Origin of the sequence: Methylobacterium aquaticum (genome assembly GCF_001043915.1) — a bacterium.
In the GTDB taxonomy this organism is placed as follows: domain Bacteria; phylum Pseudomonadota; class Alphaproteobacteria; order Rhizobiales; family Beijerinckiaceae; genus Methylobacterium; species Methylobacterium aquaticum.
Genome location: NZ_LABX01000039.1, coordinates 1 through 20,046 on the forward strand (window position 1 = coordinate 1; position 20,046 = coordinate 20,046).

Annotated in this window: 20 protein-coding genes and 2 pseudogenes; 16 read left to right on the forward strand and 6 right to left on the reverse strand. The window is 69.6% G+C overall.

Translation table 11 applies throughout. The annotated features are described in order from the left end of the window. The 3 genes from VP06_RS05300 to VP06_RS05310 form a co-directional block, all read left to right on the forward strand. The coding region (locus VP06_RS05300; protein WP_048462785.1) for a PAS domain-containing sensor histidine kinase at nt 1–1,977 on the forward strand (1,977 nt) is incomplete at its 5' end. Nucleotides 1,978–2,039: 62 nt separating this feature from the next. Next, on the forward strand, nt 2,040–3,383 hold the full coding sequence (locus tag VP06_RS05305; protein WP_048462786.1) for an ABC transporter substrate-binding protein: 1,344 nt from the start codon (nt 2,040–2,042) through the stop codon (nt 3,381–3,383). Nucleotides 3,384–3,757: 374 nt separating this feature from the next. Beyond that, on the forward strand, nt 3,758–5,122 hold the full coding sequence (locus tag VP06_RS05310; protein ID WP_048462787.1) for an MFS family transporter: 1,365 nt from the start codon (nt 3,758–3,760) through the stop codon (nt 5,120–5,122). A gap of 44 nt (nt 5,123–5,166) precedes the next feature. On the opposite strand, the gene msrP is transcribed toward VP06_RS05310, so the two are convergent. Beyond that, nucleotides 5,167–6,141, reverse strand: a complete 975-nt coding sequence (gene msrP, locus VP06_RS05315; protein ID WP_048462788.1) for a protein-methionine-sulfoxide reductase catalytic subunit MsrP — start codon at nt 6,139–6,141, stop codon at nt 5,167–5,169. Nucleotides 6,142–6,305: 164 nt separating this feature from the next. Here msrP and VP06_RS05320 point away from each other — a divergent pair, with 164 nt between their 5' ends. Continuing rightward, complete coding sequence (locus tag VP06_RS05320; protein ID WP_048462789.1) at nt 6,306–6,539, forward strand: hypothetical protein; 234 nt, start codon at nt 6,306–6,308, stop codon at nt 6,537–6,539. Nucleotides 6,540–6,561: 22 nt separating this feature from the next. Here the strand turns inward: VP06_RS05320 and VP06_RS05325 are convergent, their stop codons facing one another. After that, the gene (locus VP06_RS05325; RefSeq protein WP_048462790.1) at nt 6,562–6,975 is read right to left on the reverse strand and encodes an HIT domain-containing protein; all 414 of its coding nucleotides are present in this window, start codon (nt 6,973–6,975) and stop codon (nt 6,562–6,564) included. Nucleotides 6,976–6,996: 21 nt separating this feature from the next. Next, nucleotides 6,997–7,389 (reverse strand): annotated as a pseudogene (locus tag VP06_RS05330) (universal stress protein); the annotation flags it as partial. A 206-nt stretch (nt 7,390–7,595) separates the two neighbouring features. Here VP06_RS05330 and VP06_RS05335 point away from each other — a divergent pair. From VP06_RS05335 to VP06_RS05375, 9 genes are read left to right on the forward strand one after another with little or no spacing between them, the layout of a single operon-like run. Beyond that, nucleotides 7,596–7,856, forward strand: coding sequence for a hypothetical protein (locus VP06_RS05335; RefSeq protein WP_053081537.1), 261 nt, complete (start codon nt 7,596–7,598; stop codon nt 7,854–7,856). Further along, on the forward strand, nt 7,853–8,911 hold the full coding sequence (locus tag VP06_RS05340; RefSeq protein ID WP_048462791.1) for a vWA domain-containing protein: 1,059 nt from the start codon (nt 7,853–7,855) through the stop codon (nt 8,909–8,911). The genes VP06_RS05335 and VP06_RS05340 overlap by 4 nt, the downstream gene beginning before the upstream one ends. Beyond that, nucleotides 8,908–9,507 (forward strand): hypothetical protein, encoded by a 600-nt coding sequence (locus tag VP06_RS05345; RefSeq protein ID WP_048462792.1) that lies wholly within the window; start codon nt 8,908–8,910, stop codon nt 9,505–9,507. The genes VP06_RS05340 and VP06_RS05345 overlap by 4 nt, the downstream gene beginning before the upstream one ends. Next, nucleotides 9,504–10,499: a vWA domain-containing protein gene (locus VP06_RS05350; protein WP_048462793.1), complete on the forward strand. Its 996-nt coding sequence runs from the start codon at nt 9,504–9,506 to the stop codon at nt 10,497–10,499. The genes VP06_RS05345 and VP06_RS05350 overlap by 4 nt, the downstream gene beginning before the upstream one ends. Nucleotides 10,500–10,544: 45 nt before the next feature. Then, entirely contained in the window at nt 10,545–11,072 is a 528-nt protein-coding gene (locus VP06_RS05355; protein WP_048462804.1) for an SRPBCC family protein, read from the forward strand. Beyond that, a complete protein-coding gene (locus VP06_RS05360; RefSeq protein WP_048462794.1) occupies nt 11,069–12,007 on the forward strand; it encodes a beta-propeller fold lactonase family protein in 939 nt (312 codons plus the stop codon). The genes VP06_RS05355 and VP06_RS05360 overlap by 4 nt, the downstream gene beginning before the upstream one ends. Beyond that, nucleotides 12,004–12,549, forward strand: a complete 546-nt coding sequence (locus VP06_RS05365; protein WP_048462795.1) for a hypothetical protein — start codon at nt 12,004–12,006, stop codon at nt 12,547–12,549. Before VP06_RS05360 ends, VP06_RS05365 begins: the two co-directional genes overlap by 4 nt. Nucleotides 12,550–12,600: 51 nt before the next feature. Then, nucleotides 12,601–13,056 carry a response regulator gene (locus VP06_RS05370; protein ID WP_053081538.1) on the forward strand — a complete coding sequence of 152 codons (456 nt, stop codon included), beginning with the start codon at nt 12,601–12,603 and terminating at the stop codon, nt 13,054–13,056. Continuing rightward, a complete protein-coding gene (locus VP06_RS05375; protein ID WP_053081539.1) occupies nt 13,053–13,406 on the forward strand; it encodes a hypothetical protein in 354 nt (117 codons plus the stop codon). The genes VP06_RS05370 and VP06_RS05375 overlap by 4 nt, the downstream gene beginning before the upstream one ends. Nucleotides 13,407–13,410: 4 nt before the next feature. Here the strand turns inward: VP06_RS05375 and VP06_RS05380 are convergent, their stop codons facing one another. Both VP06_RS05380 and VP06_RS35965 read right to left on the reverse strand, forming a co-directional pair. After that, nucleotides 13,411–14,166: a serine protease gene (locus tag VP06_RS05380; protein WP_245291064.1), complete on the reverse strand. Its 756-nt coding sequence runs from the start codon at nt 14,164–14,166 to the stop codon at nt 13,411–13,413. Nucleotides 14,167–14,557: 391 nt separating this feature from the next. Beyond that, a complete protein-coding gene (locus VP06_RS35965) occupies nt 14,558–14,953 on the reverse strand; it encodes a hypothetical protein (protein ID WP_156295460.1) in 396 nt (131 codons plus the stop codon). A 696-nt stretch (nt 14,954–15,649) separates the two neighbouring features. Here VP06_RS35965 and VP06_RS05390 point away from each other — a divergent pair. Next, nucleotides 15,650–16,372: a Rieske (2Fe-2S) protein gene (locus VP06_RS05390; RefSeq protein ID WP_197093143.1), complete on the forward strand. Its 723-nt coding sequence runs from the start codon at nt 15,650–15,652 to the stop codon at nt 16,370–16,372. Between the two features lie 41 nt (nt 16,373–16,413). Next, complete coding sequence (locus VP06_RS05395; protein ID WP_048462799.1) at nt 16,414–18,192, forward strand: PQQ-dependent dehydrogenase, methanol/ethanol family; 1,779 nt, start codon at nt 16,414–16,416, stop codon at nt 18,190–18,192. 316 nt (nt 18,193–18,508) lie between these two features. On the opposite strand, the pseudogene VP06_RS05400 reads toward VP06_RS05395, so the two are convergent. Beyond that, nucleotides 18,509–18,903: pseudogene (locus tag VP06_RS05400) on the reverse strand (restriction endonuclease); the annotation flags it as partial. Nucleotides 18,904–19,584: 681 nt separating this feature from the next. Here VP06_RS05400 and VP06_RS05405 point away from each other — a divergent pair. Further along, complete coding sequence (locus tag VP06_RS05405; RefSeq protein WP_082167183.1) at nt 19,585–19,905, forward strand: VHL beta domain-containing protein; 321 nt, start codon at nt 19,585–19,587, stop codon at nt 19,903–19,905. Nucleotides 19,906–20,046: the final 141 nt, after the last annotated feature.

Genomic DNA, 20,046 nt, shown 5'->3' on the forward strand with positions numbered 1-20,046 from the left:
GTCGAGCCGGGGACGGACGCGGCCGACTTCGCCTCCCTCGCCGGGGCGACCATGGCGGAGTTCGCCGGATTGATGGCGGCGCCCTTCGCGCATCTCGGGATGAGCTGGGGCTTCGGCCCGGGGACGGCCGGACCGCCCGATCCCCAGGAGGCGGCGGCGGCCGAGACATTACACCCGGCGCCACCCGGTGCGGCCCGACCCGAAGCGCCGCCGCGCCGGGATGCGTCCCGCCCGGCGCCGCCCGCCGGTTCCTCGACCCCGGCCTCCGCCGCCCCGGCGGAGGAGCGGCCGCGCACGGCCTCGCTGTCCCTCAACGAGCACGCCGCGTTCCGGGAGATCGCCCGGGCGCTCGGCGCGCGGTTCGCCGGTGACCCCGAGGGGGCGGACGCCGCGCCGCACCCGGCCCCGCAGGGCGGACCGGCCCGGGGCGCGGTGACGCCCTTCCGCGGCGCTCAGGGCCAGGGCCCGTGCCAAGCCCTGGCCCGGCTTCCGGAGCGGGGCACGGACGCGGTGCTCGCCCGCCTCATCGAGCGCCTGCCGGTCGGCCTCCTGGTCCATCGCGGCGAGGAGGTGCTGCTCGCCAACCGCCACCTCCTGACCCTGGCGGGCTACGACAGCCCCGAGGCCCTGGCGGCGGCCGGCGGCCCGGGAGCGATCTTCCGCGGCCGCGACCCCTCCGCCGCGGCCGGCCCCGGCGAGGGCGCGCCGATCGCCCTGGCGAGCCGGACCGGCGTCAGCGTGCCGGTCGGGGTCAGCGGCAGCGTGATCGAATGGGACGGCGCGCCTGCGAGCCTGCTGACGATCCGCCGCCTGCCCGATGCCGACCCGGCCCAGTCGCTGGCGGCGGCCGAGGCCCATCTCGCCCACCGCGACGCGAATCTGCGCGAGACCTCGGCGATCCTCGACGCGGTCACCGACGGGGTGGTGGTGCTCGACGAGGAGGGCCGCGTCATCGGGATGAACCGCGGCGCGCAGGACCTGCTCGGCACCGATCCGCGCGAAGTCGCGGGCGAGCCGCTGATCGGCCTCTTCTCCCCCGAGAGCCGACCGGCCGCCCAGGCCGCCCTGCTGCGGGCGAGCGCGGGGGCCACCGCGACGACCGGCGACGAGGTGCTGGCGCGGGGGCCAGACGGCCCGCTGCCCCTCGTCCTCACCCTGGCGCCGGTGGCGAGCGGGCCGCAGCGCCGCGTCGCCGCGGTGCTGCGCGACGTCTCGGCCTCCCGGCGCACCGAGGCCGAACTGGTCCGGGCCCGCCGCGAGGCCGAGCGCGCCAGCGCCCAGAAATCCGACTTCCTCGCCACGATCAGCCACGAGGTCCGCACGCCGCTCAACGCCATCATCGGCTTCGCCGAGGTGATGCTGGAGGAGCAGTTCGGGCCGGTCGGCAGCGACCGCTACCGCGATTACCTGCGCGACATCCGCTCCTCCGGCGAGCACGTGGTCAGCCTCGTCAACGACCTGCTCGACCTCGCCAAGATCGAGGCCGGCCATCTCGACCTCGCCTTCGCGGGCATGGCCCTGAACGACCTCGTGGCGGCGTCGGTCGCCCTGATGCAGCCCCAGGCCGCGCGGCAGCGGGTGGTGATGCGAACGAGCTTCGCCGCCGGTCTGCCGGCGGTGCTGGCCGACCAGCGCAGCCTGCGCCAGGCTGCCCTCAACGTGATCTCGAACGCGATCAAGTTCACGGATGCGGGCGGGCAGGTGATCGTCTCGACGGCGGCGACCGATGGCGGCGGCGTCGCCGTGCGGGTGCGCGACACCGGCATCGGCATGACCCCCGAGGAGGTCGAGACCGCGCTCCAGCCGTTCCGCCAGATCGCCACCACGCAGCGCCGCGGCGGCGGAACCGGCCTGGGCCTGCCGCTGACCAAGGCGCTCGTCGAGGCGAACCGGGCCACGTTGCGGATCTCCAGCCGCAAGGGAGAGGGCACGCTGGTCGAAGTGCTGTTCCCGGCCGCGCGGGTGCTCGCATCCTGATCTATCGCTCGGGCGGGCCCGGGCGTAGGCTCCGCTGGCTTCGCGCCCTTCAGGACACGGCCATGCCGCCCCGCCCCGCCGTCATCGCCGCCCTCCTCGGGTTCCTCGCCGGGCCCGCCGCCGCGGCCGAGGGCCTGCCGCTGACCGTGCTCACCGAACGCACCGGGCCGATGGCCGCCGCCGGCACCGCGCTCGCGAACGGGTTGTCCGATTACCTGACCATGCTCGGGCGCCGGGACGGCGGCGTCGGCGGCTTGCCGCTCGCGGTCGAGGAATGCGAGACCGGGGGCGAGCCGGCACGGGCCCGCGCCTGCTACGAGGCGGCGGTCGCCCGGGGCAGCCTCGCGGTGGTTCCCGGCAGCGCCGACGCGGCCCTGGCGCTGCTGCCGCGCCTTGCCGCCGACCGGATGCCCCTCGTCGCCGCCGGCTACGGCCCGGCCGCGATGGCCCGGGGCGACGTGCTGCCCTGGGCCTTCGCGCCGCCGGCCACGGTCTGGGACGCCTTGGGCGCGGCGCTGGCGCATCTCGCGCAAGGCGGCAGCGAGGACAGCCCGCAGGGCCGCAGCCTCGCCTATATCCACCGCGACAGCCCGGCCGGGCGCGAGCCGGAGCCGGTGCTGCGGGCGCTCGCCGCCGAAGCCGGCCTCGCCTTCCGCGCCTACACCCTGCCGGACGAGTCGACGCCGGAGGACGGCGCCTCGCCGTGGCGGGCCGTCCGCGCGGCGGATCCCGATGCGGTCATCCTCGACGCCACCGCCGGCCTCTCCGGCACGCCCCTGCGGGACGCGGCCGCCGCCGGGCTGCCCCTGAATCGCATCGTGACGGTCGGCTGGACCGGCGAGGACGACCTGCTGCGGCCGGGAGGCGGCGCCCGGGATCTCACAGCCAAAGGACTGCGCATCGTGACCTGGCACGCGCCGGGCGACAGCTTCCCGGCCTTCGACCAGATCGACCTCCTGGTGATCGATGCCGGGCTGTCGCGCACGCCCAAGGAGGACAATCCCGGCCCGCTCTACAATCGCGGCGTCTATGCCGGGGTGATCCTGGCCGAGGGGATCCGCAATGGCCAGCGCCTCGCCGGAGGCCCGCGGATCGACGGGGCCGCGATGCGCCGCGGCCTGGAGGCCATCAACCTCGACCCCGTGCGCTGGAAGGAACTCGGCCTCGTGGGCTTCGCCCGCCGCGTCCGCCTCTCCTGCGCCGACCATAGTGGCCGACGTCCGCTCACCATCCAGGAATGGACCGGTGCCCGCTGGGTTCAGGTCGGCGACGAAATCTCGGCCCCGCGGGAGCGCCTCGGCCCGCACCTCGACGCCGCCGTGGCGGCCCAGGCCGAGCGGGTCGCCGCCGAGACCGGGACCGGCGGAGCGAAGCCGCGGGAAGCCTGCCCGGCCGGGCCGCCATAAGACTGCGCGAAATCGTTGCGTTGCGGCATGGCGTCGATCCCGGCCGCATCGATGTCCATGTGACGGTCAGCACGTCCGTCCGGATGGGGACACGTGGCGGGACGACCTTGCGGCGGGCCTCCAGCCCTCGGACAACCCTCGCAAGGGACGTGGACATTCGGGAACGGTGCGGTGCGGGGCTATACTCCGGACCGGCATTTTCCTAGTCCGTGCACGGCACGGACGCTTCGATGTCCCAACTCCGTGCACGGCACGGACGCTTCGACATCCTAGCTCCGTGCACGGCACGGACGCTTGGCTAAGTCCGTGCACGGCACGGACGCCTGGACCGCCCGCCGCCCTCGCTCACCCCCGGCAGGAGACAAGACCCCGCGATGACCACCACCGCCCAGAGCCGGCCCGGGGCCGCGCCGCCGACCGCCGCCGACGGCCTCGCCTCGACGAACCCGACCATCGCCGCCTACGACAACAAGGCTCGCATCAAGGCCATCATCGGCTCTTCGTCGGGCAACCTCGTCGAGTGGTACGATTTCTACGCCTATGCCTTCACGGCGATCTATTTCAAGGACGTGTTCTTCCCGGGCGCCGACCCGACGGTACAGCTCATCAACACCGCGGCGGTGTTCGCCATCGGCTTCCTGATGCGGCCGATCGGCGGCTGGCTGTTCGGCCGCGTCGCCGACCGCTACGGTCGCAAGACGTCGATGCTGATCTCCGTGATGATGATGTGCGCCGGCTCGCTCGTCATCGCGATCCTGCCGACCTACGCGCAGATCGGGATCTTCGCGCCCATCCTGCTGCTCTTCGCCCGCATGGCGCAGGGCCTGTCGGTCGGGGGCGAGTACGGCACCTCGGCGACCTACATGAGCGAGGTGGCCCTGAAGGGGAAACGCGGCTTCTACGGCTCGTTCCAGTACGTCACGCTGATCGGCGGCCAGCTGCTGGCCTCCCTCGTCGTGGTGCTGGTGACGCTCAGCCTCGACGACAAGGCGATGACCGCCTGGGGCTGGCGCATCCCGTTCCTCATCGGCGCCGCGGCGGCGGTGGTCGCCCTCTACCTGCGGCGCTCGCTGCACGAGACCTCGACCGCCGAGACCCGCACCTCGCGGGAGGCCGGCAGCATGGCGTCGATCTGGCGCAACCATCGCCGCGCCTTCCTCACCGTGCTCGGCTACACCGCCGGTGGCTCACTGATCTTCTACACCTTCACCACGTACATGCAGAAGTACCTGGTGAACACGACCCATATGGACAAGAAGACCGCCAACCTGGTGATGACGGCCGTATTGTTCACCTACATGGTGGCGCAGCCGTTCTTCGGGATGTTCGCCGACAAGTTCGGCCGCAAGACGGCGATGCTGCTGTTCGGGGCGTCGACCACGCTGCTGACGGTGCCGCTGCTGCACGCGATCGCCGGAGCGCAGAACCCGTTCCTGGCCTATGCCCTCATCACCGCGGCATTGCTCTGCGTCTCGTTCTACACCTCGATCAGCGGGCTGGTGAAGGCCGAGATGTTCCCGGCCGAGGTGCGGGCCCTCGGCGTCGGCCTGTCCTACGCCATCGCCAACGCGCTCTTCGGCGGCTCGGCCGAGTTCGTCGCCCTGACCTTCAAGGAGGCGGGCTTCGAGACCACGTTCTACTGGTACGTGACGGCGATGTGCGCCGTGGCGTTCCTGGTTTCGCTCCAGATGCCCGACAGCCGCCGCTCCGGCTACCTCCAGGGCGACGGCACCGCGTGAGGCGGGGGGGCCGGCGCATCCGCGGGATGCGCCGGCCTTCGCCGTCACGCGAACAGGCGCTCCTTCTCGAGCCCCTTGTACAAGTCCGCGACCTGGGCGCCGTAGCCGTTGTAGATCAGCGTCGGGACCCGCTCGTCGGTGCCCAGCACCCGCTCGCTCGCCTGGCTCCAGCGTGGATGCGGGACCGCCGGGTTCACGTTGGCCCAGAAGCCGTATTCCGAGGCTTGCAGGCCCTCCCAGAAGGTCTTGGGCCGCTCCGCCGTGAAGGTGATGCGGTTGATCGACTTCACCGACTTGAAACCGTATTTCCACGGCACGGCGAGGCGGAGCGGCGCCCCGAACTGGTTGAGCAGCGGCTTGCCGTAGACGCCCGTCACCATGAAGGCCAAATCGTTGTTGGCCTCGGCCATCGTCAGCCCTTCGGTATAGGGCCATGGATAGAAGAAGGCCCGCTGACCCGGCGCCATCGCCTTGTCCAGGAAGGTCTGCATCTGGATGTACTTGGCGTCGCCGGTCGGCTTGGCGAGCGCCACCAGGGCGGAGAGCGGGAAGCCGGTCCACGGCACCGCCATCGACCACGCCTCGACGCAGCGGTGGCGATAGAGCCGCTCCTCCAGCGCCATCTTGCGCACCAGATCCTCGAAGCCGATCTCGAACGGCTTCTCCACCAGCCCGTCGATCTTGATCGTCCAGGGCTGGGGCTTGAGGGCGTTGGAGCCCGGCGTCACCGTCTTGTTGGTGCCGTACTCATAGAAGTTGTTGTAATCGGCGCTGTAACGCTCCGGCGTCACCGCCCGGTCGAGGGTAAAGGCCGGGTTCCGCTTGGCCGGGTAGAGATCGGCGGTCTTCACCGCGCCGGTCCCCTCCCCCGGCACGGCGGCCGAGGCCGGCCCAGCGGCGAGCGAGGCGGCGGCCATCCCGAGGCTAGCGCCGAGAAGCGCCCGGCGGTTCAGGAAGACCGCTTCGGGCGTCGCGAGGCGCTCGGGCATCTCCCAGCCGCGTTTGACCTTGATATGCATGGATCTGTCCCTCGACAGCAAAACGTGCTGCCGAGATCGGGGCGAACGGCGCTTGACGCAAGTCACGGTTCAGCGAGGCCGGCGCCTCGCAATGTCGCGAGACGACCGGCGTCCGGATCTGGCTCGGGCGCAGACAGGGGCGCAGCATCGTGCAATAGACCCCCATGCCCACGAAGAAATCGAAGCAGACCGCTTTCACCGTCGCCGTCTCGGCGGCCGACGACGGGGCCAGCGCCCCAGCCCTTCGGGTCTACGTCGCCATGGCGAGCGATCCTCTCGCAGCCGTAGCGGCCGTGCAGGCGGTGGCGCCGGACGCGGCGGTGGAGCTGAGCGGCACCCTCTCGGACCGCCTCGCCGCACGGCTGAAGCTGCGCCCCGGCGAGGTGAAGCCGATCTGACGCGGGCGGCGGCGCTCCCCGGTCACGCCGCGGCGAACAAGCCGCGTGCCCGCTCGACGAGTTGCGCCGCCGCATGGGCCGGATACGGCTCCCGGGTGCCATGTCCCCAGACCGGCCCCGGCCAGGCCGGATCCGAGCGGAACCGCCCGATCACGTGGACGTGAAGCTGCGCCACCATGTTGCCGAGCGCCCCGACATTCACCTTGTCGGGCTTGGCGAGCGCCTGCATCACGCCGATCGCCAGGCGGGTCTCGTCCATCAGCCGGGCGGCATCCGCAGGCGTCAGGTCGGTCAGTTCCGACACGCCGGGCCGCCGCGGCACCAGGACGAACCAGGGGAAGCGCTTGTCGTCGAGCAGCAGCACGCTCGACAGGGCGAGGTCGCCCAGCGCGATGGTATCGGCGGCGAGCCGCGGATCGAGGGTGAAATCGCTCATCGGGTCCGTCAATCGGCTCCGTCAATGCGCCATCAGCACCGGCATGGCGGCATGGGCGAGGATGTGGCTGGTGGCACCGCCAAAGATCATCTGGCGCAGGCGGCTCTGGGTGTAGGCGCCCTTGATCAGGAGATCGCAGCCGATTGCCTCGGCCTCGGTCAGGAAGATCTCGCCGACGGTCCGGCGGCCGGCCGTGAGCGTGCGCCCCTGCGCCGACAGGCCGCCGCGGTTGAGGGCGGCGGCCATCTCCTCGGCGCTCGGGCCCGGAACCATGCCGGCATCGACCCCCAGCACCTCGATCCGGGACGCGGCGCGCAGGAACGGCGCCGCGAAGGCGACCGCACGCGCGGTCTCGGTCGAGCCGTTCCAGGCGATCACCACGGTCTCGCCGAGGCTCGCGGGGGCCCGCGGCGGGGGGGGGGTGAAGCGGCGCCCCCCCCCCCCCAACCCCCCCCCCCCGGGGGGGGTGCGGGGGGGCCCCCCCCCCCCCCCCCCCCCCCCCCCCCCCGGGGGGCGCGAAAACCCCCCCCGCGCGCCCCGGGAGCCCGCCCCCGGGGGGGGGCGCGGCCCGCCGCCGCCCCCCCCCCCGCCGTGACGCCGAGGACGCCTACCGCGAGGCGTTGCTGGCGCTCCATCGCGGCCTCGACCGCACGGACGGTCGGCGGGTGATGGGCGAGGATCTGGCAGGCTTCCTTGCCCGGCATCCCGCCTACGCCGTCCTGGCCCAGCCGCTCGACCGCTTCTTCCGGGCCTCCCGCGAGGTCTTCTTCGGCCGCGATCCGTCGCTGGCGCAGCGGACTTGCCCGTTCCCCGACCTCGTCGCGACCGCCCGCCGCCTCGCCGTGGCGGAGCGGGCGGCGAAGGCGGGAGGGCGGTCATGACCGCGTCCCTGATGGCTCTCGTCGGCCGCTTCGGGGTGACGGCCCCGGCCTGGCTGTGGCTGCTCCCGCTGGCGCTGCTGCCGCTCGCCGCTTCGGCGCAGACGCGCATCCCGGTGCCCTCGCTGGCCCTGGTCCCGGCCGACGGGCTGTCGCGCCTCGTCGATGCGGTGCTGACGCTCGCCGGCATGGCGGCGATCGGGCTCCTGATCCTCGCCCTCGCCGGACCGCACCTCCTCGGCGAGAGCCTGGTGCGGACCGGGGAGGGGGCTCAGATCTCGCTTCTCATCGACCGCAGCGGCAGCATGAACGAGACCTTCGCGGGCAGGCAGCCGTTGGGGCTTGAGGAATCGAAGGCCGCCGCCTCGCGGCGGATCCTCGAAGGATTCGTCGGCCGCCGGGCGCACGATCTCGTCGCGGTATCGGCCTTCTCGACCTCGCCGATGGCCGTGCTGCCGATGACCGACCGTCACGAGGCCGTGCGGGCGGCCATCCGGGCGATCGACCGGCCGGGCCTGGAGGCGACCAACGTCGCCCGCGGCCTCGGCCTGGCGCTGGCGCAATTCGGCCCGGGGGCGCCGGACGCCTCCCGCGTGCTCCTCCTGGTCTCGGATGGCGCCGCGGTCATCGACCGGCGCATCCAGCCCCTCCTCCGGGAGGAATTCGCCAAGATCCACCCGACCCTGTACTGGCTTTTCCTGCGCACGGCCGGGGCGCCGGGCCTCGGCGACCGCCCGGCGGGCGAGGATACGCCGCAGGCGGCGCCCGAGCGCCATCTCGACCTGTTCTTCAAGAGCCTCGGCGTGCCCTACCGCGCCTTCGAGGCCGAGAACGCCCGGGCGGTGGAGGAGGCGATCCGCGAGATCGACCGTCAGGAACGCAAGCCGATCTCCTACACCGAGCGGCGTCCGCAGCGCGATCTCACCGGGTACGCCTACGGCCTCGCCGCCCTGGCCATGGGGCTGCTCCTCGCGGGCAAGCTCGCCGAGACCGGCCTGGCGACTCGCGTCGCCGCGCCCCGCCCGGCGGCCTCCCGCGAGACCAGGCGTGCCGCATGACCACCCGTCGTCCTTCCCTTGCTGGCGTCCTGCGGCGGGCCTGGAGGCCCGTTCGACCGGTGCTGATCGTCGCCCTGCCGCTTGCCGGCCTCGTCGGAGCGCTCGCCTGCGCCGGCCTCGCCTGGCGCGATGCGCGCGCCAACCACGCCATCGCGGCTCTCGCGGCCGGCCATGACCGCCCGGTCGCCGCCGATGCCGTCCCCGAATTGCTGCTGGCCCGCATCCGCTTCCTCGCCGCCCGCGAACGCCTCGACGAGGTCGAGCCGCTGATCGCGGCTCTCGACGGCCGCGGCTCACCGGCCCTGCGCGCGCTGGCGCAGATCGCGCTCGGCAACGCGCGGCTGCGGCAAGCCTTTGCCAAGCTGGAAGCGGGAGACCTGGAACCCGCCACGCCGCTCGTCGGGCTCGCCCGGCACGCCTATCGCCGCGCGCTCACGCTCCGGCCCGAAGCCTGGGACGCCAAGTTCAATCTCGACGTCGCCTCGCGCCTCGTGCGCGACTTCCCCGAGCGCGGGCGCGAGCAGGGGGAGGAGATGCCCGCCGACCCGAAGAAGATCTGGACCGACATCCCGGGCCAGCCGCGGGGGCTGCCGTGATCCCGGTTCCCCTCGCGCGGCTCGCCGCCGACACGCGCGGCCGGTGGCTCGTCGGGGCGTTCGCCCTCACGGCGCTGACAGGCGTCGCGCCACACCTCTCCGTCACCGGACAGCGCGTCGAGGCCGTGGTGGTGATCGACATCACCGGCAGCATGAATACCCGCGACGAGCGCCTTCATGGCAAGCCGGTGAGCCGGCTCGACAAGGCCAAGGCGACCTTGCGGGGGCTCGCGGCGTCCCTTCCTTGCGGCTCGCGCCTCGGCCTCGGGCTGTTCGCCGAGCGGCGCACCTTCCTGCTGTTCGAGCCGATCGAGACCTGCGCCGATTTCGCCGCCCTCGACGGCGCCCTGGCGGGTCTCGACTGGCGCATGGGCTGGGAGGGCGACAGCCGGATCGCCGCCGGCCTCTTTCGGGCGATCGGGCTGGCAGCGGATCTTCACAGCGACCTCGTCTTCGTCACGGACGGGCACGAGGCGCCGCCTCTGCCGGCCCGCGGCGGCCCCGCCTTCGAGGGCAAGCCCGGCGCGGTGCGTGGGCTGATCGTCGGGGCCGGCGGCCATTCCCCGTCGCCGATCCCCCGCTACGACGATCGCGGCCGCGAGATCGGCTTCTACGGGGCGGATGACGTGCCGCACGAGAACCGGTTCGGCCCGCCGCCGCCGGATGCGGAGACGCGGGAGGGCTACAACCCGCGCAACGCACCCTTCGGTGCCAGCGCTGCTCCCGGCCAGGAGCATCTCTCCTCGGTGCGCGAAACCTATCTGCGCGGGCTCGCGGCCGAGACCGGCCTTGCCTATGCGCCCCTCGACGCGCCGGGGGGCCTCGTGGGCGCCCTCACGGCGGCGGCGACGCCGCGGACGCGCCCGGTCCGGCTCGACCTGCGTCCGGTCCTCGGTGGCTCGGCGCTCGCCGCCCTCCTCGTCCTGTTCGGTCTTCTGCCCTGGCACGCCCGCCTGCGCGAGACCGTCTCCCGCCTTCGTCACGGAGCGTAAAGCATGCGTCGGTTCCACGATTCCCTGTTCGGCGGCCTCCCCGTCATGGCGACGCTGGGTGTCGCCATGACGGTCGGCGTTGCGACGGTCGCCCTCGCTCACGGGCCGACCCCGCAGAAGATCGAGGCCACGGTCACCATCGCGGCTCCGCCCGACAAGGTTTGGGCGATCGCCGGCAAATTCGCGGGCATCGCCGGCTGGAACCCGCTTGTCGCGAGCGGCACGAGCAAAGGCGACGGCACCAAGAATGGCGACACCCGGACCCTGACGCTCAAGAACGGGGGCGTCCTGCACGAGAGCCTCGACGAATACGACGCGGCCCGGCGCAGCTACTCCTACCGCCTCGACGATCCCGACCTGAAGGCCCTGCCGGTTTCGTCCTACTCGGCGACCCTCACGGTGACGCCGGAGGGGGCGGGCAGCAAGGTCGCCTGGTTCGGGCGCTTCTACCGTGGCGATACCGGCAACGAGCCGCCGGAGGAGTTGAGCGACGACGCCGGCCGGACGGCCATGAAGGCTTATTTCGAGGCCGGGCTCGGCGGGCTGAAGGCCAAGGTGGAGGGCGGCCCGTGAGGGCGCTCCTCCTCGCCGGATTCCTGTGCGTGCCGGCCGTCGGGCCGGCAAGCCTCGCGGCCGAGATCTATGTCGCGAGCCAGGATGGCGGGGTGGTGTCGCGCATCGATCCCGCGTCCCCCCGGGTGATCGCGACCATCCTGGTCGGTCCCGGCCCGGCGGGCCTCGCGACGGGGCCGGGGGGACGGGTCTACGTCACCCATCCCGACCACAAGGCGATCTCGGTGATCGACGGGCCCGCCGGACGGGTGATCGCGCGCCTGGACCATCCGGGATCGCCTTTCGGCATCGCCGCCGCGCCCGACGGATCCGCGCTCTATGTCGGCGACTGGCGCCGGGGCGAGGTGGTGCGGCGCGACCCCCGGACCGGCGAGGCGGTGGGCCCGGCCGTGCCGGTTCCCGATCCCGCCGGCCTCGTCCTCGACCGCCTGGGGGCCCGCCTCTACGTCGCCGACCGCGAGCATCGCCGGATCGTCGCGATCGACACGGCCGGGATGCGGGTGAGCGGTACCGCGCCCGCCGGCGAGGGCCCTTTCGCGGTGGCGCTGAGCCCCGATGGGGAGCGGCTCTACGTGGCGAATGTGCGCAGCAACGACCTCACCGTCATCGACACCCGGACGCTCGCCCCGGTCGCCACCGTGCCGGTCGGGGCGATGCCCTACGGCGTCGCCGTGACGGCGGATGGGCGCACGGTCGTGGTCAGCCGCCAGCATGCCGGCAGCGTCGCCCTTGTGTCCGCCGATCGCCTGGCGCCGGACGGCGAGGTCGCGGTCGGCCGCTACCCCGAGGGCGTGCTGGCCCTGGAGGATGGCCGCGTCGCGGTTGCCAACTGGTTCTCGGGTGATCTGTCCTTCGTCGATCCGCGGTCGCGCCGGGAGCTGGCGCGGTTGCCCCTGGCGGACGGCCCCCGCGGCCTCGCGGTCTCCCTCCGATGACGCCCGGATCGACGGCCGTCAGGGGAGCCGCCGCCCTCGTCCTCGTGGTGCTGACGGCGTGCGGCGACGAGCCGGCCCGGGAGGAGGGCCATCACGAGGCGTCTGCCGCCATCGTCGCTCGCCGCGACGATGGCGCCCGGTCCGACTGGCTGACGCCGGACGACCGCACCGATCCCGCCCGCTGGCTCGCCGCCCGCGCCGCCGGGCGGACGCTGCCGCCGGACGATGCGGCCGTGGCGAGATTGCAGGCGGTCTTGCGAGATGTCTTGGCGCGGGCCCGGCCGCACTTCATCGAGGATCCGCGCATGATCGCCAATCGCACGGCGCAGGTGGCCGGCATGATGACGAACGCGCCGGCGCCCGACACGCTGATTGCGGGGCTGACGGCGGTGGCGGCTCCCACGGGGCGTCGGCAACTCTACGGCAGTCTGTGCCAGCAATACGTGACCCTGCGGGCTGGCGGAGCCGATCATGACGCGGCCCTCGCCCGCCTCCGGGACAGTTACGGGGCGCAAAGCCCGAGTGCGCCGACAGCCCGGTGAATGCTCGGCCTGCCGGATATCTGCCCACCAGGCGCGAGGGAGAGGGATGCCATGCCCGACCGCAGCGTGCTCGTCGTCGACGATCACCCTCTCATCTTGCAGGCCTGCGGCATGGTGTTCGAGGAAGCGCACGCGGCCGTCTACTGCGCGGGCGATGTCGAAGAAGGCTATCGCTGTTTCGTCGCGAACCGGCCGACGGTCGTGGTGGCGGACATGACCTATCGCGACCGCCCTCTCTCCGGGTTCTCGCTGATCGCGCGCATTCGCGCCGTCGCGCCGGAGGCACGCATTCTCGTGTTCAGCATGAACGATGATCCGATCGTCGTCGCCCGCGCCCTGGCCGCCGGGGCGACCGGTTACCTGCTCAAGGACACCACGACATCCGACCTGCTGGCGGCCTTCCATCGGGTGCGCGCGGGGATGGTCTCGATCGACCATCGTCTTGCCGTCACGCGAGGGGACGCGGTCCGGCATCGATTCCGCCACCACACAAGGAGTCTGTCTTGATCGTCCATGCCATTTCTCTGTTCGCCCTCGTGCTCACCGCCGCCGAGACCGCCGATGGTCCGAGGCCGGCCGACACGGCCGCGGTCAGCAACGACGCCGTCAAGCTCGCGGGTCTGGTCCGGTTCGTGGTCGAGTCCTGTCCCGGCACGAAACCCGATTACGCCCGGTTCCGCGAGGTCGTGGAACGGCTCGGCACCGACCTCGCCGCCCTGTCCCACGGCGAGCCGCTGATCCGCTCTGCCGCCTACACCCAGGTCTACCAGAAGGACCCGGAGGCGAGCTGCCGCAAGGCGCAGGAGAGTTTCGGCCCGAACGGGACGGTGGTGCCGGGCCTGCTCGGTCCTGGCTGACCGGTCACCGAGTGCGGCGAGCCGCATCGCGCAGGGCGTCGACGAGGGCGCCCTCGAGCAGCAGGGCCGAGCCGTAATGGAACTCGCCGTCGTAGGGGCGGCGGGAATTCATCGACAGGGATGCGCTCTGCATCGCGATCAGGCTGCCCCCGGCATCGAACAGGCCGGAGCCGGACCCGCCATAGCCGTTGTTGCAATCGTGCCGGGCCTGCCGGATGCCGTCCTCGCCGGGCGGGTCGATCTGCCGGATGGCGCAGGTTTCGAGGCTTGTCGCGCTGCCGAAATTCTCGTGGCCGGCCGGCGAGACCATCGTCACCGCGATGGTCTCGCTCCCGGTTCGCAGCCCGGCCGGCGCGTCCGTGACCGGCTGCGCGACCGCTGCCGTGACCGGTTCCTTGAGGTGGAGCAGCGCCCAGTCGTCCGTGATGTGCAGCGCCTCCGCGCCGGGCCGGACCCCGAGTTGCAGGCTGTCCGGCTCGAAATCGTAGTTGCGGCCGGCGATCTGGAAGAAGCAATCGGCCACCGCGCGGGTGACCTCGAGCCGCCGGCTGCGAAAGTTGTGGGCATTGAGCATGACGACCCGCGGCCCGGCGATCAGCCAGGCGGCGGCGGCCCGCTTCGGCACGCCCGAAGCGTCGCGGCAGAAGAGGACACCTGCACCGGGGAACCGGGCGAAATCCGCGCCCGTCATGGCCCGACGGCCATCCTGCGGATAGAGCGCGGCCAGCCGTCCCTCGCCGGCCGAAGCCGGTCCGGACAGGGCGGTGCCGACCGCGACCGCAACCAAGATGGATCGTCCCGAATGGGTCATGGCCGCGACCACCTCGAAGTCTTGCGCCGAGATACCTCAGCCTAGAGCACTGGCCGATCACGGTGCAATCGGGCAGTGCTCTAGGGATGTGATTTTGCCGCATTGTCTGCGAGCAACCGGTGTCCACTTGGTCGGAAAATGCTCGGGCTGACGCTGATGAAGAAGGCGCGGTGCTGAAGCGTCAACCTGGAGCAGTGACGCAGAGCGGCACAGTCATACCAACGGTCGAAAGAAAACGACCTTTGGTTCCGTTCTCCAATTTTTGCTCAGCCTTTGACTGAGTATCGAAAATTTGAGATGGTTCATCGGTCCGATGCGTCAGCATCTTGGGCCGATGGTATCACTCGTGGGACAGTAGATTTTTGACGTGCGCGACCCGCTCGGCCGCTGGAAGCATGCGGGTGTTGATCGCAACCTGCTGGATGAGGAACTGGCCGGAGCCGACAATTGTGCCGATGTAGACCGACACCGAATGCGTTCCTTTCGCCGTGCAGACGATCCGGATGCGCCTCGTCTTGCCGTCCTTGGCCTCACATTCCGTCCCATCAGCCGTGATGCGCCGGAACAAGGATGAGGTCTCACCCATCGTCTGAGCGTCGCTGGCACCGTCCGATGTCGAGACGAGCAGTGGTCGACCGGCTTCGGTGAGCAAAACGTGACTCTCCCAATCGATGGCTCGGGTTTCGGTCGACCAGAGTGCCACGACGAGTGCAGGAACCATTTTTTTGATTAACACGTCGCCTCCATGTTGAAATGTCGCGATGCTTGCTCGAGCAAGGATTGACGAAAAACAAGCAAGATTGGCTGTGTATGCAATCTTCCTCTCAAGAAATAGATTGCGCATATCGATGTGGATTGTCGATGGGTGCCGGTGTCTGCCATCGGCCCGCTCGTCCTCGGGGCGGGCGATTGAGGACCAACGATTTCAAAAGACGAAGTCGGATGTGTCTGTCCAACCGCGCGACCTTCTTCAAGGCTCATGGACGCCCGTCCCTCGGGACGAGACCGCGGCTGTGGAACATGCGCAGCTAGGATGCCGATTATTCCCGTCGAGCGTGTTCCGAGTTTCACGCCATGAACAAGGGGCGGCACAGCGATCCTCACCCGTCGACAGGCCGTGCGATGGCTGGGCTGTTACAGCGATGCCTTCGATGCAAGACGGTTAGTCTCGTTCAGGCGCATCTCCTGACGATATTTCATGGTCGGCCGCCGCGTGCAACAAAAACGAGATGCAATGGTTTTATTATGATTTTATTATCATAATGTTTCGTTCGATTTCTCGAGCATGAGCCGTTGCAATATGGAAATTAGTGGTGCTACCGTTTGTCTAGGCGCCGGCAGGTAAGCTTGTCGTCTGCCCGATAACAAAAACCATGAGGAAACGGGAGGGCTCTCCATGCGCCGATGTCGCGCGGAGACCGCATGAGCGCCTGTGCGCTGCGCGGACGCACCGGCGACCGGCCGCAACGGCAAGACGGATCCGCCCCACACGCCATGTCCCAGAGAGATCATCATGAGTGACGAGACCACGCAGGCGCCGTGCCTGTGCGACTATGCGGCCACGGTTTGGCCGCGACGGGACATTCTCACGGCCGGCATCGCGCTGCTGATCGCTCCGACAACTCCGGCCCTGGCGGTAGGAGAGCCCGGCGCTGGCGCGCCCCCCGCCAGGGCGCCCAATCCGAAGGCTCTGCGGCCTCAACCCGGCGACCGCTTCGCGTATCTCAGCGGCGAGAACAAGGACAAGCCGGTGATGGCGGCCGACATCAAGATCGGCGATCCGCCTCGCCTCGCCTATCCCGTCGACCCGGCCACCGAGACCATCCGCAGCGGGTCGCGCGTCAACCAGGTTCTGCTGATCCGCACCGATCCCTCCGCCCTCACGCCAGCCACGGCGCCGCGGGCCGCAGGTGGCATCGTCGCATACTCGGCGATCTGCACCCACAACGGCTGCCCGATCACCTTGCTCGACGGCGACAACCGCTCGGTGGTCTGCACCTGTCACGGCTCGCGCTTCGACCTGGCGGATAACGGTGCCATCCTGACAGGTCCTGCCACCCGTCGCCTCGCTGGCCTGCCGGTGGCCGTCGCGGACGGTTTCGTCACCGTTGCTGGCGCGTTCACCGGCGCGCTCGGTGCGGCCACTTCACAATAAAATCTCAGCGCGGGAACCGTGCGATACCGGAGGAAAACGCCATGTTGCGCTCGCTGTCCCTGGCTTTGCTCTCGACCGTCATGATCCCAACACTGGGTTTGGCGGAACCTTTGAAAAGCTATACCCCAGTCACTCAGGAACGGCTGTCCAACCCGGAGCCGGAGAACTGGCTGATGGCCAAGGGCAACTACGCCGGCTGGAGCTATACCCCGCTCGATCAGATCTCGGCGAGCAACGTCAAGAACCTTCGCCCGGTCTGGAGCTATTCGACCGGCGTCACGTCGGGCCATGAGGCGCCGCCGATCGTGAACAACGGAGTCATGTACGTCGCGACCCCCTACAACCAGGTGATCGCGATGAACGCGAAGACCGGCGACTCGGTCTGGCGCTACAAGCGCGATTTTCCCGAGGGCTTCAGCGCCTTCCACTATACCAATCGCGGCGTCGCGCTCTGGGGCGACAAGGTCTTCGTCGCCGGCCTCGACTGCCGCCTGGTCGCGCTCGACGCCAAGACCGGCAAGGTCGTGTGGGACGTCGAGGTCTGCGACTGGACGCAGGGCGCCTACATCACCTCGGCGCCGGTCGCGGTCAACGGCAAGATCATGATCGGCCCGTCCGGGGGCGAGTTCGGCGTCCGCGGCTTCCTGAAGGCGTTCGACGCCGAGACCGGCAAGGAAGCCTGGACGTTCTGGGCCGTGCCGACCCCCGGCCAGCCGGGGTCCGAGACCTGGCCGAAGGACGGGCGCTGGAAGGATGCCTGGAAGATCGGCGGCGGCACGATGTGGATGCCGGGGAACTACGATGCCAAGAACGATGTCCTGTACTGGGGCGTCGGCAACGGCTCGCCCTGGCTCGGCGACCAGCGGCCGGGCGACAACCTCTACGTCGCCTCCGTCGTCGCGCTGAACCCGTCGGATGGCAAGATCAAGAGTCACTTCCAGTATCACTGGAACGATTCATGGGATTGGGCCGCAATGAACGCGCCGACCCTGATCGAGCTCGATCGCGACGGCAAGAAGGTGCCGGCGATGATCAGCGCGCAGCGCAACGGCTACCTCTACCGCCTCGGCCGCTCCAATGAGGGTCAGATCAGCTTTCTCGACGCCCGGCCGTTCGTGAAGAATACGGTGTTCTCCAGCGTCGATCCGAAGACGGGCCGGCCGACTTACAATCCCGCGGGCATTCCGGGTACGGGCCGGGCCGGCACGTACTGCCCGAGCGTGTGGGGCGGCAAGGATTGGCCCTACGAGTCCTTCAACCCGAAGACCGGGATGCTCTACGTCCCGTTCAACGACAACCACTGCATGAAGTACGAAGGCAAGATCCAGGAACGGATCCCGGGGCAGTGGTCCGCCGGCGTCGACATTACCGATATCAAGCTTCTCATCGACAAGGACGCAAAGTATATCGGCGGTATCCAGGCGATCGACGCTAACACAAACAAGGAAGTCTGGCGTGATACCTACGCCAAGTCATGGATGTGGGGATCGATCCTGTCGACGGCGACGGACCTGATTTTCACAGGTGGCACGAGCGACCGAATGTTCCGCGCCTATGACGGCAAGACCGGCAAGGAGGTCTGGAGCTTCAAGACCAATTCCGGTATCATTTCGCCTCCCATTAGCTATGCCATCGACGGCAAGCAGTATGTCGCCGTCGTTTCAGGGTGGGGTGTCGACTCGGCCCTGGTTCAAGGTATCATGGCCGACGAGCACGGCTGGGAGAAGGACATTCCGCAGGGGGGGACCGTTTGGGTTTTCGCAGTCGACGATGACCGAGCGACCGGGAAACGGGCAGCGGCAGGCAATATTATCAAATGAGATGATGATAGATTATAAAAACAAGATATCACTCATTCGAGTACCATAATGCGCACTGCGTGAGTTCTGCGACAGCGGCACCTGATTGCAACGTGATCGGGTGCTGCTGCACAGCATTTTCCGACGAAGTGGAGACCGGTTCGTCGCAGACAATGCGGCAAAACCAACGAGCGAGAGAAGCTTCGCGATTGCAATGCGATCGTGAAGCGCTCAAAGCAGATTTCGCCGAAGTGGTCGCCGGTTCGGCGGCAAAAATCTGCGATCAAACAAGACCCTAAGCAGACGAAGCGTTGGCCTGCCAACGCAAGTCTGCTTAGCAGAAGAACGGCCGCGGGCCGTGCCAGTCGCCGTCGCGGCGCCAGTGCTGGAGCAGCCGCTGGGTCGTCGCGGGGTCACGCCCCAATCCGCCGGGTTGGGCAGGCCGCGCCAGGACGCGACGTGGCTGCGGATCTCGTTGATGAGGCGGCCCGTCGTGTAGGCCTGCTCCGGGGAGGACAGGTCGGACGCATCGCCCAGGGGCATGTCGTCCTGCTTGCCCTTGCCCGTCTGCTTCTTCGGCTTCGGGACGGCCGGCGTGATCAGCTCCGAGCGTCGCCGCCCCTGGATCGGCGGCAGATCGAGCGGCCGGCCCTCCTCGTCGAGGGCGTGATGCTGCGTCGGGGCCTCGTAGGGGGAGTTGAGAATCGGCCTCTCAAAGAACGGCTTCGCCACGCGCCCCTCCCGGCGGCACCCTGTCCGTGCCGGCATCGTGGCAAGCCGTAAGGCCAAGCTCCGGGCGAGGCCAGACCCCGAGGCGCCGCCTGACCACCGATCGTGGAGAGCGTGACCAAGGTGCAACCCTCGCACGAGATGCCGTTGCGGCATCTCAGGCCGCGGCCACGGCTGTGAGCCCGGCGCGGTCGCTGGCGCACCCGAGGCCGCCCGCTTGCGATCGACGATGACCGGGGGCGTCGATCCATCCCGAATTTTCGACGCCAAGCCAGAGGATTGGCGGACCTTCGAGAACGGCACCAAGGGTCGTTTGCTTTCGACCGTTGGCATCACTCCTGCACGCCTGTCGCTGCGCGTGAGGATCGGCCGCTGGGGGTCACTCTGCGGTCACTCTGCGGTCACTCCGCGGGCACTTGCACTCCGACGCACCACCGGACCAGGCTTGCAATCGCGAGACAGGTTGCAGGCGCGCAAGCGCCGGATGGTTTCCCGCGGAGCCAATGGTTTTGAGGCGAGCCAAACGTGTCGGCACGTGCCATCGGACGAAAGCATCCGAACGATCCGCCGGCGGGCCTCGTCGCGCGGGTCGGGACGATGGCGTGCACGGCGTCTCGACGCATCGCCGATCCGAGCGCCGCGTCCGCATCCATCCCGCGTCGATCTGACCGATAGGGGCAAACCATGACCTACAAGGCGCTTTCACTCTGTGCCGTTCTTGCGGTTTTTGCAGCCGGCGAGGCCCATGCCTATCCAAGCTGCACTCAGGCGCCGAAGCGGTCGCCAGAGAGTTCCTTGCCGATCACCATGACGTTCAAGAACATCAGCAATGAGGTGCTGCGGCTGGACTGGGTCGATTTCAACGGCGATCTCAAGAGCTACGGCATGGTGGGTCCCGGGCAGACGAAACGGCAGCCGACCTACCAGGGGCATGTCTGGCAATGGACCCGTCTGCCGGGGACCTGCATCAATCGGTATGTCGCCGGCAAAGACAGCGTTGTGTAGGGGCTCCCTGTCCGGCGTGGCCGAGAAGGACTGATACCAACGGTCGTTGAAAACGACCTTTGGTTCTGTTCTCGAATTTTCGCCAAGATTCTGGCTTGACATCGAAAATTCGAGATGGGTCAACGGCCCGATGCGTCAGCA